Annotated in this window: 14 protein-coding genes; 4 read left to right on the forward strand and 10 right to left on the reverse strand. The window is 39.9% G+C overall.

Annotated elements, in window-relative coordinates:
- Positions 1–6: 6 nt before the first annotated feature.
- Entirely contained in the window at positions 7–1,179 is a 1,173-nt protein-coding gene (locus ACOB80_RS13995) for an alpha/beta hydrolase-fold protein (protein WP_473166470.1), read from the reverse strand.
- 180 nt (positions 1,180–1,359) lie between these two features.
- Between ACOB80_RS13995 and ACOB80_RS14000 the strand changes: the two genes are divergently transcribed.
- Complete coding sequence (locus tag ACOB80_RS14000; protein ID WP_473166471.1) at positions 1,360–3,642, forward strand: winged helix-turn-helix transcriptional regulator; 2,283 nt, start codon at positions 1,360–1,362, stop codon at positions 3,640–3,642.
- A gap of 1 nt (position 3,643) precedes the next feature.
- On the opposite strand, the gene ACOB80_RS14005 is transcribed toward ACOB80_RS14000, so the two are convergent.
- The 6 genes from ACOB80_RS14005 to ACOB80_RS14030 all read right to left on the reverse strand — a co-directional run bounded on the left by ACOB80_RS14005 (position 3,644) and on the right by ACOB80_RS14030 (position 10,117).
- A complete protein-coding gene (locus tag ACOB80_RS14005; protein ID WP_473166472.1) occupies positions 3,644–4,096 on the reverse strand; it encodes a hypothetical protein in 453 nt (150 codons plus the stop codon).
- 134 nt (positions 4,097–4,230) lie between these two features.
- Entirely contained in the window at positions 4,231–5,358 is a 1,128-nt protein-coding gene (locus ACOB80_RS14010; RefSeq protein ID WP_473166473.1) for an FAD-dependent monooxygenase, read from the reverse strand.
- Between the two features lie 117 nt (positions 5,359–5,475).
- A complete protein-coding gene (locus tag ACOB80_RS14015) occupies positions 5,476–5,847 on the reverse strand; it encodes a DoxX family protein (RefSeq protein ID WP_473166474.1) in 372 nt (123 codons plus the stop codon).
- A gap of 69 nt (positions 5,848–5,916) precedes the next feature.
- The gene (locus tag ACOB80_RS14020; RefSeq protein WP_473166475.1) at positions 5,917–6,162 is read right to left on the reverse strand and encodes a hypothetical protein; all 246 of its coding nucleotides are present in this window, start codon (positions 6,160–6,162) and stop codon (positions 5,917–5,919) included.
- Positions 6,163–6,212: 50 nt separating this feature from the next.
- A complete protein-coding gene (locus ACOB80_RS14025) occupies positions 6,213–6,767 on the reverse strand; it encodes a dienelactone hydrolase family protein (protein WP_473166476.1) in 555 nt (184 codons plus the stop codon).
- Between the two features lie 608 nt (positions 6,768–7,375).
- Positions 7,376–10,117 (reverse strand): M16 family metallopeptidase, encoded by a 2,742-nt coding sequence (locus ACOB80_RS14030; RefSeq protein ID WP_473166477.1) that lies wholly within the window; start codon positions 10,115–10,117, stop codon positions 7,376–7,378.
- Between the two features lie 135 nt (positions 10,118–10,252).
- Between ACOB80_RS14030 and ACOB80_RS14035 the strand changes: the two genes are divergently transcribed.
- Positions 10,253–10,717, forward strand: coding sequence for a GNAT family N-acetyltransferase (locus ACOB80_RS14035; protein WP_473166478.1), 465 nt, complete (start codon positions 10,253–10,255; stop codon positions 10,715–10,717).
- 39 nt (positions 10,718–10,756) lie between these two features.
- Here ACOB80_RS14035 and ACOB80_RS14040 read toward each other — a convergent pair whose 3' ends face one another.
- Together ACOB80_RS14040 and mltF are read right to left on the reverse strand one after the other, a co-directional pair.
- Positions 10,757–10,900: a hypothetical protein gene (locus ACOB80_RS14040; protein WP_473166479.1), complete on the reverse strand. Its 144-nt coding sequence runs from the start codon at positions 10,898–10,900 to the stop codon at positions 10,757–10,759.
- Between the two features lie 182 nt (positions 10,901–11,082).
- Entirely contained in the window at positions 11,083–12,543 is a 1,461-nt protein-coding gene (gene mltF / locus ACOB80_RS14045; protein ID WP_473166657.1) for a membrane-bound lytic murein transglycosylase MltF, read from the reverse strand.
- Between the two features lie 160 nt (positions 12,544–12,703).
- Here mltF and purL point away from each other — a divergent pair, with 160 nt between their 5' ends.
- Positions 12,704–16,627 (forward strand): phosphoribosylformylglycinamidine synthase, encoded by a 3,924-nt coding sequence (gene purL / locus ACOB80_RS14050; RefSeq protein WP_502321925.1) that lies wholly within the window; start codon positions 12,704–12,706, stop codon positions 16,625–16,627.
- 128 nt (positions 16,628–16,755) lie between these two features.
- Positions 16,756–17,469: a DUF3667 domain-containing protein gene (locus ACOB80_RS14055; RefSeq protein ID WP_473166481.1), complete on the forward strand. Its 714-nt coding sequence runs from the start codon at positions 16,756–16,758 to the stop codon at positions 17,467–17,469.
- A gap of 128 nt (positions 17,470–17,597) precedes the next feature.
- Here the strand turns inward: ACOB80_RS14055 and ACOB80_RS14060 are convergent, their stop codons facing one another.
- Complete coding sequence (locus tag ACOB80_RS14060; protein WP_473166482.1) at positions 17,598–18,944, reverse strand: lipase family protein; 1,347 nt, start codon at positions 18,942–18,944, stop codon at positions 17,598–17,600.
- Between the last annotated feature and the right edge of the window lie 20 nt (positions 18,945–18,964).

The following is an 18,964-nucleotide window of genomic DNA, read 5'->3' on the forward strand; positions in this document are numbered from 1 at the left end:
AAGTGGCTATTCAGCAGCTACTTTATCTAGCAAATTCTGCAAATGTGTTTTATGCGTTTTAAACGCATTGTTTTCAACATGCTCATCTACACTCATATTAAGCGCTTTATTTACTAACACGAGCGCTTTAGGGATATCGCCTTTAGCTTCATAGGCGTAAGCCAAGCGACTGTAACTATCGGCCATATGTGGGTAATTAGTTACATTTAGCTCAAATATCGAAATAGCTTCATCAAACTCTTTGTTATTTAGTGCTGAATAAGCGGCATGTTTTACCACATCATATTGCGGTTTGATCTCAATACCGTGTTTTTTCGATAACTTTTCGTAAAATGCTTTTATCGCGCTTACTCCCTGTTTTACAACTTCGTTAGGACAAGTAAACCTTTGGTAGTGATATTTATAGGCTAGCGGGTGCCCCACCATGGCGATAGTACCGTGATCTTCTGCTTCAATCAGCTCAGCATTAAACTGAAAATCTGATCGGGTATTTTCCGCCAATACCTCTCTGAATTTATCGAAAGAGGTTCTCATATGACCGCCCTCATCCGCCAAATTAACGTATAAATAGTTATTTAATGGTGTGTTTTGCTTAAAAAACTTTTCCGCTTCTTTTAAGACAATACCATTGTGCCACCATAAGCTTGGGCTAAAGGCAAAGTGTGCTTGGAATAAGTGTGGGCGCGATTGCAAAGAATAGACGACCAGTAAGCCCCCTAAGGAGTGTCCTGACAGTATTTTGTAATTGTTAGTACGGTAGTTAGCATTAACATATGGGATCAGCTCTTTTTCTAAAAAGTCGAGATAATTATCGGCTCCTCCAGATACCCCCCAACGATTGTAACTTTCATCATATGTAGGCGTGTAGTCTCGTGTTCTGTGTGTGTTTTTAATCGCAACTATGATGGTATCTTCAGCCATGTACGACTGAATAAGCAAGTCTAGCGAGCCAACAGCATGATTAAAGTTTCGAAGACCGTCTGTTAAATAGAGTACCGGATAGTTTTGCTCCTTATTCTTATGGTAGTTGTTCGGCAAACGGATCAATAGCTCTCGTTCTTCACCCAATATATGTGATGATATTTTAGCCTCTTCAGCACTTCCTCTTACCTTGGCAAAAGAGTTGTTAGTTACCGCTATCAAGATAATAAATAGTAACGAAATAGTATGTTTATACATAATGTAATCCTCCTAAGTTTCAACAAAATAGTGGATTATCAGCGAATCGGAGTAATGAATTTCCAAGGAAAAAAGGTGAAGAAAAGGTGAATTATCGTTTATCCGACGGTTTTATAAGCAAATCAAAGACTTTTATCACTCTGTGACTTTTTCAACAGAAGAAACGCATGATAGACTCGGATGAATGAGTCAATCATCAATGACGATGACTATCGATTAAGGAATAACTTAGCGAACATGATCCAGCTTGGCGAATTCACATTAGATGAAAAGCAGTCTCAACTCCTTCATCAAGGCGATGTCGTAGCCATTGAGCCTAAATTATTTGATTTACTAATACTCTTTGTCAGCCAACCTAACGTCATCATTACTCGCCAAGAGATTTTAGAAACGCTTTGGCCGAATTCACTGATCACAGATAACGCAATCAATAAGCATGTAGCAAACCTCAGAAAAGTGCTTAGTGATAGTGCTAAATCACCTCGCTATATCGAAACTGTACCTAAACGTGGCTATCGATTAATTTGTGCTGTGAAAACGACAAATGTAGCGGTTTCTTCGGTCGATAGGCCTCCATTAACCAAACTAAATCAAGAAGAAAAGGTTAAGAAGTCCACCAATATTGGCCACCTATCGATTGTTATTTTTTTAGGCTTGCTCTTAACAGTAGGCAATCTGATATCACTTCAATTATCTGACAACGGTAAAGAGAGTAAAAACACCTCCATAGTTGAGTTAACACGTGCTCATGGCATAGAAGAATCTGCACAAATTCATCCAAACGGTCGTTTTTTGTTTTACCTTAAAGAGAGTCCTAACAAAAGCGATAAGCAGTTGTGGTTTCGCGACATTAATACTGGGAATAGCCAATTAATAGGTACAAGCACTAATAACATTAGTGAAATTTTTGCCGTAGCAGAAGCCGATAACAAGCAACAAATTGAGCTACTTTACCTTACTAGACAAGGACTACTGTGCAGTGTTTATCGAGCAACACTTGGTGAACAAGACAACTTGGGGACAAAATCATTAAATACAAAGCAATTAACATGGCAACAGACAAAGAAACTGTTTGATTGTAATGATAAACGTATTAAAGATATTGAATATAACCCTCTCCAAAACGTCATTTATTACACCGCACAACCTAAAAATTTTTGGCCAAACCATATTTACAGCTACGACATATCTCAAGATAAACACGCTTTAGTCACTCAAGAGACGCCAAAAGGCTGGGGGCATCACGACATTGCCATTTCGCCCAACGGTAAAAAGCTGTTAATTATGAGTACCAATAAAGATCAAAAAACGCAGCTGCTATCGCTAAACATAGAAACAGGCACTATCACCAAGGGTAAGCAGTTTGATTATGTATTAACTGGTGCCATTTGGGCACACGATTCCAACCACGTTTACTATCGGGCAAAGACACCTTCGCATCAAATAATGTACAGCGACATTTTGGGAGAAGACCCCGCCCCTGTTGTTAGTATTTCAGAGTATATGTCGAAAAACTTATCCCTAATGCCTGACGGTAAAAATTTGTTGTTTAGTACAGAGAAAAAAAACTACAGCAATCGATTAATTGACGTTACTGTGAAAAACGATACTGAGGAAAATCCCGAGCCCGCCTTTCTAGATAACTCAACAGTAAACGATGGTACTCCTGCTCTGTTTAAAGATAACTCCCAATACCTTTTTACTTCAAAGCGCACGGGTAAAACACAAATATACCTGGCCGATTACACTTCGTCGGCGTCAACATTATTGACCCATTTTACTGAAAATTATGAAGTCGATCATCTTGTGTTATCTGCCAATAACGATAATTTACTGCTCAGCACGGGGGATACGGTCTTTGCCATCGCTATGACATATTTAGCCGGAAAGAAATCCCTAACTGAACTTAGTGACAAACACAGCATATTTACCAGTAAGGCACCTATTATTGCCGTTAATTGGTTTTCCAATAACATAGCAGCCATTACACAGGTTGTTAATGGCACTCCTGAACTTGTATTAGTGGATACTTCAACCAAAAATCAACTAGAGCTTGACGGAAATTGGGCCTATGGTTTTATTGATAGATTTAATGGACAAGATAGCTATTTGATCGAGAAAGACAGTAATCTACTTGTCCAAGTTAAAAATACATTAATGTCGGAGCATTTAACTCCTAACTCAAAAACAAGTGCAGTGTTCGATAAAAGCAGACTCAAACTTATTCAGACAAACGTAAAACTGCCAAACGAATTTTTTCACGCAAAAATAGATTCAGGTACTCTTTATTTTGGCCATATGGAACAGGGAGTCGAATATATTCATGTCGCTCCTATTAACTCATCAAAAGCGCAGAGTAAATTCAAAACCGCGCAATTAATGGCTTACGATGTGAGAAACGGCAGTATTATAGTGAGTGACATCGAAAGTCTTGAAGGCGATATACACAGGACATCACGCTAACCTAAACTCTCGAACACGTAGTTTGTGTGCCTGAATTTTTGGTAATAAGTACGTGCTTATCAAGTTGAATCACTTCAGATCCAGAAGATGTGCCAACCAATGCATCTTTCATTTCTTGTGGAAACTGGTTAGGAGGTAACTCTTGTCCGTTAACATTAAATCGCGTGATTGTTATTCGAGTAATCGATTCAACCAGTGAATTTTCAGTAAGTTGCCATGAGCCTTGCGCCATCATTTCAAACACGACTTCCGCACCTGAATCACGCATACGAATCTCCATGAGTGCATTTGACGTTCCATTGCTGACATACTCAAGTTTACCAGACAGCTTCATATTGTCTTCTTGACCATTACACTGCCAATGGCCAACAAGTAATTCTTGTTGATTTTGAAAACAACCTGAAAGTACAACAACAATCAAAGTAAGTATAAAAGTGGTGAGTAGCTTATTCATTTCAATTCCCTTTGTTAAAGGTCGCAAAACAATCAAATAAGCCAAGTTACCGATAAAATAATAATGTAACAACTTCATAGGCTAGCAGTTGTAACCATAGCACATGTTACAAAAAACAGAATAGAGCGTAAGCACTAGTTGCTGTTAGATAACGTATAGATTTTCTCAAATTGCCTGATATTCAATGAAGTCGGTGTATTTTTCACTAACCAATTTCGGACGCGAGAAACAAAGGGATTTTCGAGTTGGGATATTTTACCGAAACGCCAACTGGTATTAACGATCATCCGTGCTTTATTAAATCGACTTTGTTGATACTGCATAAGCGATTGCTCAATTGCAGAAGGATCAAAACATTCACTTAAAGCATAAGCATCTTCAATGGCTTGGCAAGCCCCTTGCCCTAGATTCGGTGTTGTCGCATGGGCCGCATCACCGAGTAAACAAACGCGATTTTTAACCCAATGGCTCACTGGTTTTAAATCATTTATTTCGGTAGCGAAAATAGTAGACTGTTCAGTATTAGCTATTAACTCAGAAACTAACGGGTGGTAGCCACTAAATATTTGTTCAATCGACTTACCTTGATACTTTGGCGTTATATTATGAAGCGCATACCAATAAACGTGCTCTGATGACACTTGAACAAAACCAAATCTATCCCCCATTCCCCACGCCTCATACAAGCCATGTTGAAAGTCAGCAGACAATTTAACATTGGCAACTCCCCGCCAACAATGTTGATGCGTATTTCTTAATTGGCTTGTTGCAACAACACTGTCTCGAACAACAGAATTAATACCGTCAGCACCGAAAACGGCATCAAAAGTCTCAACAGTTCCATCAGCGAAAGCGAGCTGACAACGATCGTTATTTTGAAGCCCGATTAATTGTTTATTGAAATGCAGTTGACTGGATTTTAGGAATTTTTCGACTAACACATGCTGTAAATCAGAGCGCCTAATCGCAATATTTTTAACCTGATACTTATCTTCAAATCGCTTACTGTTCATTTGCGAAATTGAATTAAATTTCTCATCGGTGATATTGATAGATTCTACAGGGTGCCCTAGTGACAAAAGCTTTTCGTATAGTTCGAGTTTCTTGTAAACTTGCGTAGCGTTGTGCGCCAGAATAATACCAGCCCCTACTGCTTTATTAGCCGCAGCTTGCTCATAGAGGTGAATATCAAGCCCTTGTTCGGCAAGAAAAATACCGGTAGTCAACCCACCAATTCCGGCACCAACAATAGCGACTTTCATTTATCTAACGTCCTTTTTATCGATAAAGCGTTATAAAGTAGTAGCTATAGGCGAGCACTAGCCTAAAGCCAATTCCAAAAACAAAACACCGTATAAAGCTCACTTGATTAAGCTGCTTCAAACCGTTTCAGTTTGTTCGTTATCTCTAATTTCGGAAGCTTTTGATGCGCTCCAAACGGTTAAATAAGTAAAAACAACGGGAACTATAGACACAATAAAAAACACCAAATCGCCACTGATTAAAATGAGTACCGAAGAAAGAATAAAAGCTAAAGCGGTAATAAACGCGCCTACAGTTAAAGTCTTAGGAATTAGCATTAATATGCCGCCAAGAGTTTGTACGATGCCATACACAATTATCAAGGTAACATTAAAGCCAAACAAGCTAAGAAACTGCACTTCTTGAGGGATTTGAAAAGCTTTGGCAAGTCCCGCAGATACAGCCACAAAGGCAACTAATATAACCAGTATCCAATGAAGTATTTTCATGTTATTCCTTTATCTCTGCATAGCTAGGTAAAGACTATAATCACTCAAATCCCAGCATAAGACCATTACTCATTTTTCTGATTCAGTAATTGCTTCAAATAAACTAACCAGTGTTGGAAATAATCCCGTTGAGGCGTCTCGTTCTTTTCGAGCAGCTTCATAAGCTCGTTTTGCTTCCTCTGGCTGACCGATAGATTCTAAATATTCGCCTGCTTTGGCGTTACTATCAGCACTTTTTTGATAATCAGAAGATGAAGCACAGCCAACAGTAGTAAAGACAGATAACGTTAATAATAGGGAAAATAATTTTTTCAACGGGAAACTCCATTTACAAGTAGATAAGAATATAAAAAGGAAACACTAAATCAGCTGTTTAGCTCACGCTTTATTATCTCTAGATAGGTATTATAACCATTTAGTTCAAAGTTTTGAGAGAGTTTATTCATAAAACCGTGACCATAGTTTGTTTGAACAACATTTACCTGGCTTTTGTTCGCCAACCCTTCGGCTATAAGGTCAATATCAAAGGTTTTCTCGACATTAGGCAAAAAAGCATCCACTGCAAAATTGGGTGTTTTTTCTAACTGATGTCGGATTTGTGAACCGTAAAAACAGCCTACATAATTTACCTTTTCGCTGCCTAAAGTGTCGGATATTTGCCAAACTGCTGATGCACCAACACTAAAACCAATAAGATTTACCGGTCCATTAATAGCCTTTAACGTCTCCGCTAAATAGTCTGCATAGCCTTGCACACTCAAATTAGACATAAAGTGGCTATAAGCCTCTGCTTCATCGGAAAATTGTAAACGCTCGCCACAGTATGGATCGACAATAGTAAAATCTAAACAAACGGAAGAACAGAAATCAATGAGCGGCTCGGTTAAGCCAAAAATGTCAGAGACAAAAACTGTGTGCATAACTACCTAATGAAAAGAGCAAACAACAAGGTTTTATTTTAACAGTAAAGAACACCAACTTTGAATCCATCATAGTATGGTATTACTTGTCTCCATATAACCATTTAAAAAAATAGAACCATGTAAAATAAACCAATATAAAAATACAAAATCCAATCGCCAATTTAAGAATATTAAAAGGAATAGAGTAGAGTTTTAAGGTAAATATTTGTTCAACAATATGGCTTGTTATTATCGCAAAGAAGAAGCTCGTAAATAGCGTTATCTTGGATGTTTCTTTAAGTACAGGTTTATTCATTTAACACTCCATTGCGAGATAGTAGCAAAATATCATTTTCTGCTGCTCTTACTTAGTCTATTTAAATACTACAACATTGTTTTCCAAAGGAACGCTTAGGTAATTAATAAAGACACAGTCAAATCCATAACAAAAATTTAACATGAAATTCTATTCGGTCAAGCCTAGAACAGCCCATTTTCAATTAGTTAGTCGCCTTTACTGATAAACATAAACGATATTTAATAAAAAAGCGGGCCCAAATAGTGCCCGCTTTTATTTGAAGTGTAATCAGAGTTAACTAGTCAAATCAACCCTTACTTACTTTCAATTATTCACCTTTGGCTTTCTTTTGATCGCCGGCTTTAATGATCGCGAAGTCTTCAACCTTAATGTACTTGCGCATAACTTTGTTAATGTCGTCAGCTGTTAGCTTAGCAATACCTGCTTCGTACTTTTTGCTGAACTCCATGGTGCGATCATAGTACAAGTTAGTGTTTAACTTACCTGCGAGCTCTCTGTCTTGAGAACGGCTTACTTTACGACCTTGAAGTAAACCAGACTTAGCCGCTTTTACTTCTTCGTCGGTAAAACCATCTTTAAGTAAGCGAACAATCTCTTCTTTAAAGCCAATTTCCACTTTCTCAAGGTTTTGTGGCGCACAAATCGCGTAAGCACCAAGTGCAGCACGTTGTTCAGAGCCACTCATGTTAATGAATGAACCAGCACCGTAGCTTAAACCATCTTTTTGACGTAAACGCGTTGCTAAACGGCTATTTAAGAAACCACCACCAAGCATGTAGTTACCAATAGTTAGCGCTGGAGCATCTTTGTGATTTTCGCCAACTGGAATTGATAACGAAGCGACGAACGTTGCATTTTCTTTGTCTGGTGTATCAAATACCATAGTCTCAGACGAAAGCTTCTTATACGGCGAAGGCACGCGTGCATAAGGCTTACTGCTATTCCAGTTAGCAGTTATGTCATCTAAAGTGCTAGTAATTTCTTGCTCATCAAAATCACCTACTACGGTAATTTGCATGCTACCTGCACCGTAAAAGTCTTTGTGGAAAGCTTTTACATCGTCTAGGCTAACACTAGCCAATTCCGCTAAGTCTTCCTCAAACGTATTTACATAGTTCGGGTGACCTTTCGGGTAAGGGCTTTGATGACGAGAATATGCTCTAAAAGCAATGCTTTGTGGATCTTGTAAGTTTTGATCGATACCTACTTTGTATTCACTAGTAAATAGCTCAAACTCTTTCGCATCAAAAGCAGGTTTTTGAAGTACTTCACCTACAAGTTTAAGGGTTTCGTTTAAGTTAGCTTTAGTGGTATTAACAGTAACGAAAGCATTAGTTGCAGAGCCACCAATTCGAACTTGTGATTCTAGTTTATCAAAAGCTTCTTTTAACTGTTCACGCGATAAGCTTTCTGTTCCACGCATTAACATAGAGCCAGTGATATCACCTACCATACCTAAACCTTGCAGGGTTAATACATCACCCATCTGAATAGAAAAACGAGCAACAACTGATTCACCACGAGTTTTCTTAGGTAATAAAGCAACTTTAACACCGCTGTCTAGCTTGCTAATTGCTGTACGCTTGTTAATGTTTTCTTGAGACGGATCAAACGCTTCACCTTGAGCTACTGCTTCACGGCCTTTGTAGTTTTTCACCATTTCGCTAACATTAGCGACTTGTGGAATTTCAGCACGCTCTGCTTTTTCAGCAGGAATATAACGACCTACTGTACGGTTGTTACGCACTAAGTACTTCTCAGCAACGCGTTGTACATCTTCTACTGAAACTTGCTCAACACGGTCACGGTTTAAGAATAGTAAACGCCAATCGCCCATTCCTAACCATTCACTTAATGTTAAAGCAACACCTTGAGAAGAGTTAAATGAAAGCTTAATGTTCTTAAGTAAAGTACGCTTAGCTTTTTCAACTTCTTCTGCTGTAATAGGTTGTTCAGCAATGGTTTCTAGCGTTTTCAGAAGCGCTGCTTGTGCCGCTGGCAAATCACCAGTTTTGTCTACTTGCGCCATAAACAAAGCAACACCTGGTTCTGCCCATTTAAAGTTGTAACCAAAAGCACTACTTGCTAATTTCTTTTCGATAATTTGCTTGTGAATTCGACCCGTTGCTGGTGCACCTATAATTTCGCTTAGTACGTCAAGCGCAGCGAAGTCAGGGTGTGAACCTGCTGGCACATGATACCCAGCACCAACTAACTGCATATCACCTACACGACGAATCGTTACTTCTCGCTCACCATCTTGCGCAGGCTCAGAAGTGTATAGAGGATTGATTACACGCTCAGGCTTAGGGATTTGACCAAAAGTAGCTTGAATCTTTTTCAGCATAACTTTTGGCTCAAATTTACCGGCAATGATTAACGTTGCGTTATCTGGCTGATAATATTTACGGTAAAATGCTTGTAAGCGCTCAATTGGCACGTTCTCTAAATCAGCCTTAGCGCCGATTGTTGTTTTACCATAATTATGCCATTCGTATGCTGTTGCCATCATGCGTTGCATCGTAATACGGTACGGGTCGTTTTCACCACGTTCAAACTCATTACGAACAACGGTCATCTCACTGTCTAGGTCTTTTTTAGCAATGAAAGAATTAACCATACGGTCTGATTCCATGCTTAAAGCCCAATCGATGTTTTCTTCAGTTGCTGCAAACGTTTCAAAATAGTTTGTTCTATCGGTCCAAGTTGTGCCGTTAGGACGGGCACCGTGAGAACTTAGCTCTGCTGGGATGTCTTTGTGTTTAGGTGTACCTTTAAACACTAAATGCTCAAGTAAATGAGCCATACCCGTTTCACCGTAATTCTCATGTTTAGAACCAACGTGATAAGTAACGTTAACAGTTACCGTTTCTTTCGTTGGATCTGGGAAGAGTAATACCTGTAGACCATTGTCTAAGCGATATTCACTAATACCTTCAACCGAAGTAACTTGCTTTAGCTCTGCTGCGAGCGCCGCGGGGGTCATTGTTGTTATACACAGTGTCGTCGCCACTGCAATACCAGATCGTTTAAACCAAGTGTTTAACATCCTGTATTCCTTATTTTTCTAAATGCGAAATTACTCTATCAAAAGCGGCAATTAATTGTTAACTTAAAATTTAATTCTACAGCACGACATTGCGACATTTGTGTAACAAAATGTCTACATATCGAAGTACAAAACGTGAAAACAAGCTTAATTCCTTTTAACAGCGCTGATATTGGCGAACTATATACTTGGTTTAATAGTGACGAAGAGCTAAAAACTTGGGCGGGTCCAAATTTGAAACTGCCTTGTAGCGAACATGACCTAGCCCCACAAATATTGACCTCTGAGCTATTTAGCTTTGGGCTTTATGGTGAAAATAAACAACTGCTTGGTTTTGGACAGTTTTATTTACGCATACAAAAATGCCACTTAGCTCGCTTAGTCATATCACCTAAATTCCGTGGAAAAGGCCTAGCAAAGCCGCTGATTGAGCAACTGATAGCCAACGGGACTGAACAGCTAAAGGTTCCGGCAAGTTCTCTTTTTGTTTATAAAGACAACAAGGTTGCGGTAAACGCTTATCAAAAGATGGGGTTTAAAGAGTCACCTTACCCTGGAGATCCGATAGGTAAAGACATGCTTTATATGTTGAAAGAATAGGTGAGATAAATTTCAGGTAATATCGTCAGTAGAATAAGATTAACTTACACTACTGACATGGCTTGGTGCGTCTTGGTTTTCTTGCATGAAATGATTTAAGCGACGACCATTTACTTTTAGTTTATGACGATGCATAAGTCTTTTACGTTGTGCTGAATGAGACAGCTTTTTCGTTCTTTGCATGTTACTGCTCCTTAATTACTATTTTCCATTCACTTGAATTTTTACGTGCTCACTTAAATAAGCCTAGCACAATTAGTGAATATTGCGATTATCCTTAATCTATATGACAGTTTAATGACAGCGTAAAGCCATTAAATGTAAGGGATTGTGACAAAACCTACCAACTGGTCAAATATATTAACCTAGGGCTCGTTCTCTGACAAGACTTGTTCAGCTAGATGATCAGACGTTAATACCTCTTTTTTAGACTGTTCCTCAGCTTGACTGCGTTGTTTATCGTCTAACCAGGTCAAGGTATCGTAATAACGTCGAATATTATCTACGTAATTAACCGGCTCATCACCCCTAGCATAGCCATACTTGGTAAATTTGTAGTACTTCTTTTGCTTGAGCAATGGCAAACGTTTTTTAACGTCAACCCAGCGATCAGGGTCTCCACCTTGCTTTCGGGTTATATTTCTTGCGTCATGTAAGTGCCCTAGCCCAACATTGTAAGAAGCAAGTGCAAACCAAAGTCTATCAGGCTCAGGGATACGATCTGGCATGCGATCAAACATTTGCTTAAAGTACTTAGCACCACCTCGAATACTTTGCTCTGCATCAATACGACTTTTAATGCCCATTTGCCGAGCAGTAGGCAAAGTTAACATCATCATACCTCGCACTCCGGTATGCGAGCGAGCTCTCGGGTTCCAATGGGATTCTTGATAACTAATCGCGGCTAGTAAACGCCAGTCTATGTCTTGACCGTACTTTTCAAATAAAGGTTGATACTTAGGCAGCGTTTTTTCAACTGCCTTGATAAATGTACGCGTATCTACGTAATTAAACTGTTCGACATGACCAAAATGTTTATCGTCCAATGCCAATAATGTGCCGTTGTGATGTATTTTTCCAAAAAATTCTACAACACTCGCGTATAGTGCATCGTCTGCTTTTTTACTTAGTGCCCAGCCCAAGCTTTGCGGCTTACGAATAGTAAAACCGATACTAATCTCAGGGTAATAGCGGCGGCTAACGGCTAAAGTGTGGCTATCGATAATACTGTAATCAATTTCTTCATCGAGAATTTTAATGAGTAGCTCTTCGGCATCTAGCTCTTTAGTTTCTTGCCAAGTAAGCTCAGGTACTTCTTTTTTTAGAAGTTCTAGGTTTTCTACATGACTAGAATCAGCCGCTACCATTAAGGTGCCAGAAAGATCTTCGACTTCTCTTGGTCTAACCTTTCCTTGTTTAAAGACCAGTTTTTGACTGATCTGGTTATAACTAGGAGAAAAGTTAAAGCGCTGTAATCTTTTTTCTGTAATGGTTAAACCAGCTGCTAGAATATCGACATCGCCAGTCTCTAAATGTGTAAATAGCTCTTTAATGCTGTAACTGGCCACAATACGAAGATCTACGCCTAGGTAATCTGCGTATTTTTTCGCTAGTTCGTATTCAAAGCCTGTTTCACCTTCCGCGCCGATATAATAGCTTGTCAACCCGTACTGAGTACCAACATTAATGTAACCACGTTCTAGAATACGCTCTAGCGAGGTTTGTTCAGCGCGTTGGTAGCAACCACTTACGATGAGCGCCACGAACACAAAGCTCAGGACGGCACGACAGCGATTTATTAACGATTTCAATTGGAAAGCTTTCATACCTTCCATTGTGGCGTGCTTTTATTTTTAATCAAAGTACTTTTTTTCATTTCGACAAAAGATAAGTGTTTTTTTACTTATCATTGCATACCATTTCCACTATAATACGCGCGATTTTTATTCCTATAAATCCAACCTTTGGTGAATACATAATATGGCGATGTTGATTCAAACTCTTCGTGGCGCTCCAGCGTTATCTGATTTCCGTGTAAAAAAACTGCTTAATCAGTGTGCTGAACTAGGCCTTCCTGTTACTGATATTTATGCTGAATATACTCATTTTGCTCACTTAACTACAGAGCTTAACGAGCAAGAAGCAGATGTGTTAGCGAAATTATTAACTTATGGCCCAACCATTGAAGAGCATGAGCCAGCAGGCACTTTGCACTTAGTTACGCCTCGCCCGGGTACGATTTCACCTTGGTCCTCTAAATCAACAGATATTGCTCATAACTGTGGTTTAGACAAAGTAGTGCGTTTAGAACGTGGTTTAGCATACTACGTTGAAAGCGACGCACTAACTGAAGAACAAACAAAACAAGTTAACAGCTTAATTCACGACCGTATGATGGAAGTGGTATTTACCGCTTTTGACCAAGCATCAAGCTTATTTGCAACGGCTGAACCAGGTGAATTGTCATCTGTTGATATTTTAGCAGGCGGTCGCCCTGCGCTCGCAAAAGCAAACATCGATTTAGGTTTAGCTTTAGCAGAAGATGAAATCGATTACTTAGTTGAAAACTTCACACGCTTAGGCCGTAACCCGCACGACATCGAACTATACATGTTCGCTCAAGCGAATTCAGAGCATTGTCGTCACAAGATTTTTAACGCCGATTGGACAATCGACGGTGAAGCACAGCCAAAATCATTATTTAAAATGATTAAGAACACGCACGAAACTAACTCAGATTTCGTATTGAGTGCCTACAAAGATAACGCAGCAGTTATGGTAGGTTCAGAAGGCGGTCGTTTCTTCCCTAACCCAGAATCAAAAGAATATGGTTACAACCACGAAGATATCCATATTCTAATGAAGGTTGAAACGCATAACCACCCAACGGCTATTTCTCCATTCCCTGGAGCTTCTACTGGCTCAGGTGGTGAGATTCGTGACGAAGGTGCGACAGGTATTGGTTCAAAGCCAAAAGCAGGTCTAGTTGGTTTCTCAGTTTCAAACCTTCGCATTCCAGGTTTCGAGCAGCCTTGGGAAACAAACTTCGGTAAGCCAAATCGCATCGTTTCAGCGTTAGACATTATGATGGAAGGTCCATTAGGTGGCGCTGCATTTAATAACGAATTTGGTCGTCCAAACATTTTAGGTTACTTCCGTACCTATGAAGAAGAAGTTAACTCGTTTAACGGTGAAGAAATTCGCGGATACCACAAGCCAATTATGCTTGCAGGTGGTTTAGGAAACATCCGTGGCGAACACGTACAAAAAGGTGAAATTAACGTTGGTGCTAACTTAATTGTGTTAGGTGGCCCTGCAATGAACATCGGCCTTGGTGGCGGTGCAGCTTCTTCAATGGCTTCAGGTCAATCTGCGGAAGACTTAGATTTTGCTTCAGTACAACGTGAAAATCCAGAGATGGAACGTCGTTGTCAGGAAGTCATCGACCGTTGTTGGCAATTAGGTGATGATAACCCAATCTTATTCATCCACGATGTTGGTGCTGGTGGTTTATCTAACGCCTTTCCTGAACTTGTTTCAGATGGCGGCCGTGGCGGTAACTTTGAGCTTCGCAACGTACCAAACGACGAGCGCAGCATGTCACCGTTAGAAATCTGGTGTAACGAATCTCAAGAACGTTACGTTCTTGCGGTAAACGACGAGCAATTACCAATTTTCGAAGAAATCTGTAAGCGTGAACGTGCACTTTTCGCTGTTGTTGGTAAAGCAACCGAAGAAGAACACCTAACGTTAACTGATGAGCACTTTGCTGATAACGAAAAATTAGCCACGCCAATCGACTTACCGTTAGACGTACTTTTAGGTAAAGCACCTAAAATGCACCGTGATGTTGAAAGCAAAACAGAAACAGGTGCAGAGTTAAGCTTTGCTGGTGTTGATATTGCAGAAGCAGCAGACCGCATTTTACGTTTACCAACTATCGCTGAGAAAACTTTCCTTATCACCATCGGTGACCGCTCAGTAACGGGCATGGTTGCTCGCGATCAAATGGTTGGCCCTTGGCAAGTACCTGTAGCTGATTGTGCAGTAACAACGGCATCATTAGATTCATACCACGGTGAAGCAATGTCGATGGGTGAGCGTACACCTGTGGCATTACTTAACTATGGTGCATCAGCTCGTTTAGCCGTAGCTGAATCATTAACAAACATTGCTTCTGCTGACATTGGTGATTTAAACCGCATCAAGCTTTCTGCTAACTGGATGGCTGCAGCGGGTCACCCAGGTGAAGACGCTGGTTTATACGAAGCAGTTAAAGCCGTTGGTGAAGAGCTATGTCCAGCACTTGGCTTAACAATTCCAGTTGGTAAAGACTCTATGTCGATGAAAACCAAGTGGGAAGATAACGGTGAAGAAAAAGCAGTAACAGCGCCGCTTTCACTAGTTATTACAGCATTTGGTCGTGTTGAAGATGTACGTAAAACAGTAACACCTGAATTACGTTCAGACCAAGGCGACACGCGCATTGTTGCTATTGACTTATCTGGCGGTAAAAACCGTTTAGGTGGCTCTTGTATCGCACAAGTTTACAAGCAACTTGGTAAAGAAACGCCTGACGTTGATAGCCCAGAAATACTTAAAGGCTTCTTCAATGCCATTCAGCAGTTAGTTGCTGAAGAGAAATTAGTTGCTTATCACGACCGCAGTGACGGTGGTTTATTCACCTCTGTAGTGGAAATGGCATTTGCGGGTCACACAGGTGTAGATATCGACCTGACTAACCTAGAAGGCGATGACTTAAGTACCCTATTTAACGAAGAGCTAGGTGCCGTTATTCAAATTCGTGAGCAAGACGTTGATCACATTCACGCAGTGTTAGAACAACACGGCGTGTTAGACCTATGTACCGATATTGGTCGCATTAACAATGAAGACACTATTCGCTTTACTCGTAACGGTGAGACTGTACTTGAAAACTCTCGCACTTACTTCCGTACAGTTTGGGCAGAAACAACGCTTAAGATGCAAGCGATGCGTGACAACCCTGAATGTGCTCAGCAAGAATTCGATGTTAAATTCGACACAGAAGATCCAGGTCTAAACGTTGAATTAACTTACGACATTAGCGAAGACGTTGTTGCTGACTTAATTGCAAAAGACGCACAATCTGGCGCTAACCCTAAAGTGGCTATTTTACGTGAGCAAGGTGTTAACTCTCACGTTGAAATGGCTGCGGCATTTGATCGTGCTGGCTTTAAAGCAATCGACGTTCACATGTCAGACGTTTTAGAAGGTCGTGTTGACCTAGCAGATTTTAACGGCTTAGTTGCTTGTGGTGGTTTCTCATACGGTGACGTACTAGGTGCTGGTGAAGGTTGGGCAAAATCAATCTTATTCAACGCCAAAGCACGTGAAATGTTCAAAACATTCTTCCACCGTGAAGACACTTTCTCGTTAGGTGTATGTAACGGTTGTCAGATGCTTTCTAACTTGAAAGAGATCATCCCAGGTTCTGAACACTGGCCACGCTTTGTTCAAAACCGCTCTGAGCGTTTTGAAGCGCGTTTCTCACTAGTTGAGATTCAAGAAAGCCCGTCAATTTTCTTCAAAGGCATGGAAGGCTCACGCATGCCAATCGCGGTATCTCACGGTGAAGGTCGCACGGAGTTTGCTAGCGAAGACGCTATTGGCGCAGCAAACGACTCAGGCACAGTAGCCATGCGCTATGTAAACAACTACGGTGAAGTAACAGAAACTTACCCTGCTAACCCAAATGGTTCACCAGACGGTATTACGTCTCTAACAACCAACGATGGCCGTGTAACGATTATGATGCCTCACCCAGAGCGTGTATTTAGAACTGTTGCCAACTCATGGCACCCAGATAGCTGGGGTGAGGACTCTCCTTGGGTTCGCATGTTCCGCAACGCCCGCAAATTTATTGGTTAATTAGCTGCAAGTAAATATAAAAACCCGACAAGTCGTCGGGTTTTTTATTTATTATCAAGATCAATTTAATTAACCAAATTTCCAACTTTCATCTTGAATTTACCCAAAGCATAGGAATGCTTAGCAATATGGATAGCTGTTTAAACTGTCACAACAAAATAACCAAAAACAATCGCTTTTGCAGCTCATGTGGACAGGCAACCGTTAATTACCATCAATCTTTTATTAAAACCATTAAACAGTTTTTTCACGAAACCTTAGATATTGATGGCAGATTAGGTCGTACATTAAAGTTGCTTTTACGTTCACCTGGTGAATTGTCTAAGCATTTTTCACAAGGCAAACGCGTTAGTTATTCGCCACCACTAAGAATGTACCTGATCATTAGCTTACTGTTTTTCTTAGTACTGTCTTTAATAAAAACCAATGCGACGCAGGAAAATACGATTCAAGTTGCTTTTCTGCTATTTCCAGCGGGCATGCTAGAGCAAATTCCTAAACTCATGTTCGTATTGGTACCTGTTTTCGCTATTATCACCAAAGCGCTGTTTAGAAAGTTCTATTTTATATTTCACTTAGTCTTTGCCCTACACTTACACGCTTTCTTGTACCTGTCACTAATGGTAATTTTGCCAGCGTTCCACTATCAATCGAGTGTGGAATTTCTGGTCTGGCTCAAGTACCCATTAATTATCTATCTTCTTTACTATCCGTTGGCTGCATTTAAAACGATGTTTAATGCTTCTTGGATAATTTCATTAGGCGCGTATTTGGTTAGTGCAAGTTTTTATATGGCGGCAATGGCAGTTTGTTTAACTTATTTAGAGACCCTGTGGCAGTAGTATTTCAAGTCCATACTACGACCGTTCCTTATGTATTTTCTTCAATAAAAAAGCTCACCCGCTATTGTCAGAGGAGTGAGCTTTGGTATTGAAAAATTGGGAGCTGCTCCCTGTTTAATTCTATTTATTTAATGGTGATACAAATTTATTTCATTTATCAATGCCGACTTATGACCTGACAAATCGCTATGGCTTCGATTGGCATTACCTGCATGATAAATTTTATCGAAAGGCGACAAATAATTATGCGCTTGGCTGTTTAAGTTATCTGTATTCAAATCTAGAGCACTTACAGTTGGAATAAAGGTGTGAAGAGCAACACCAGAATCATACGTTTTATTAATTCTGCTATTACTATCAACTACAGTTCTCAGCTGATCAAAAGCGTTATAATAGCTACCTGGGGCGCGATCAAAATTGGTGGAGCTATACGGGAAAAAAGATCGATAATTATTGCCCATCGATTGAGCGTAAATATTGTATGACTTGTTACTTCCTTGAAGCAAGGTATTATAATCAACCACAAAAGACATTACCTTTTTATTTTCGCTATTAATATAGCTAGGTTTAATACCATTGCCGCTTCCATTAGCGAACGCTACCTTCCTTAGGTTATTAGGGTAACCTAGCGCTGAAAGCTTACCGTAAAAGCTACTAGAATTAGCCCCTGTCACTAACATTTGTTTGGCCTGGCTTGACTTCCACTCTTTTTGAGCATTCTGAAGCTCTCTTCTCGCAGCACGGCATTCAGACACTAAACCACACAAACTACTATCTGTTTTATGTTCAATTGCATCTACTGTATTAATAACACTTGCAGGTATGTTTGCACCACGTTGAGGAGCATCATATGAAACAAACAAACTTGTATTGTGGTCAACACCTATTTTTTCCATATTGGCTAAAGTCATGCGGCTTACAACCCCGCCCATACTAAAACCAATGACAGCATTACTACCTACATTAAGGTTGGTGCGATTAATATGGCTCAACATAGGCGACAAAAAGTCTTCTAGTCTTTCTAATGAGTATGACCCTTCAGCCCAATTGATATAAATAAAGTCACGACCTGTACTTCTAACACTATTCACTAAATCGCGAAAATCTGATCGTTGCTGCCACAGCGAAGAGAAATCGACTTGTGCACTTTGATCGTACCCTTCAACAAATATAACAGGGCGATCTAGAACATTGTCATTACCGAGAATAACTAAACCGGTAGTGTAAGATGAAGGATAAACTAAACTTGGCGGTAACCCATTAGCACCATTATGAATGTACTGCCTTCCATCATCATAATAATAACTAACAAATCCCCAAGACTCATTCATAATGTCTTGACCTGTTCTAAACGATACGACATCTACCCCGCTTTTGTTTGTTTCTAGTAAAGTAAAAATACCGTGAAAGACAGGCATTTGTGCATAGGTAGAACAAGATAGAAGTGTCAGGACGACACATATTATTTTTTTCATTATATTTCCTTATAAGAATT

The organism is Thalassotalea coralli, from assembly GCF_055786205.1.

Bases quoted from the DNA above. Each gene is read 5' to 3' on its own strand.
- ACOB80_RS14015 (WP_473166474.1), bottom strand. From the start codon at position 5,847: ATGAAAATACTTCATTGGATACTGGTTATATTAGTTGCCTTTGTGGCT.
- ACOB80_RS14005 (WP_473166472.1), bottom strand. From the start codon at position 4,096: ATGAATAAGCTACTCACCACTTTTATACTTACTTTGATTGTTGTTGTA.
- ACOB80_RS14040 (WP_473166479.1), bottom strand. From the start codon at position 10,900: ATGCAAAGAACGAAAAAGCTGTCTCATTCAGCACAACGTAAAAGACTT.
- ACOB80_RS14060 (WP_473166482.1), bottom strand. From the start codon at position 18,944: ATGAAAAAAATAATATGTGTCGTCCTGACACTTCTATCTTGTTCTACC.
- ACOB80_RS14010 (WP_473166473.1), bottom strand. From the start codon at position 5,358: ATGAAAGTCGCTATTGTTGGTGCCGGAATTGGTGGGTTGACTACCGGT.
- mltF (WP_473166657.1), bottom strand. From the start codon at position 12,543: ATGAAAGCTTTCCAATTGAAATCGTTAATAAATCGCTGTCGTGCCGTC.
- ACOB80_RS14030 (WP_473166477.1), bottom strand. From the start codon at position 10,117: ATGTTAAACACTTGGTTTAAACGATCTGGTATTGCAGTGGCGACGACA.
- ACOB80_RS14055 (WP_473166481.1), top strand. From the start codon at position 16,756: ATGGATAGCTGTTTAAACTGTCACAACAAAATAACCAAAAACAATCGC.
- ACOB80_RS14000 (WP_473166471.1), top strand. From the start codon at position 1,360: ATGAATGAGTCAATCATCAATGACGATGACTATCGATTAAGGAATAAC.
- purL (WP_502321925.1), top strand. From the start codon at position 12,704: ATGTTGATTCAAACTCTTCGTGGCGCTCCAGCGTTATCTGATTTCCGT.
- ACOB80_RS14025 (WP_473166476.1), bottom strand. From the start codon at position 6,767: ATGCACACAGTTTTTGTCTCTGACATTTTTGGCTTAACCGAGCCGCTC.
- ACOB80_RS13995 (WP_473166470.1), bottom strand. From the start codon at position 1,179: ATGTATAAACATACTATTTCGTTACTATTTATTATCTTGATAGCGGTA.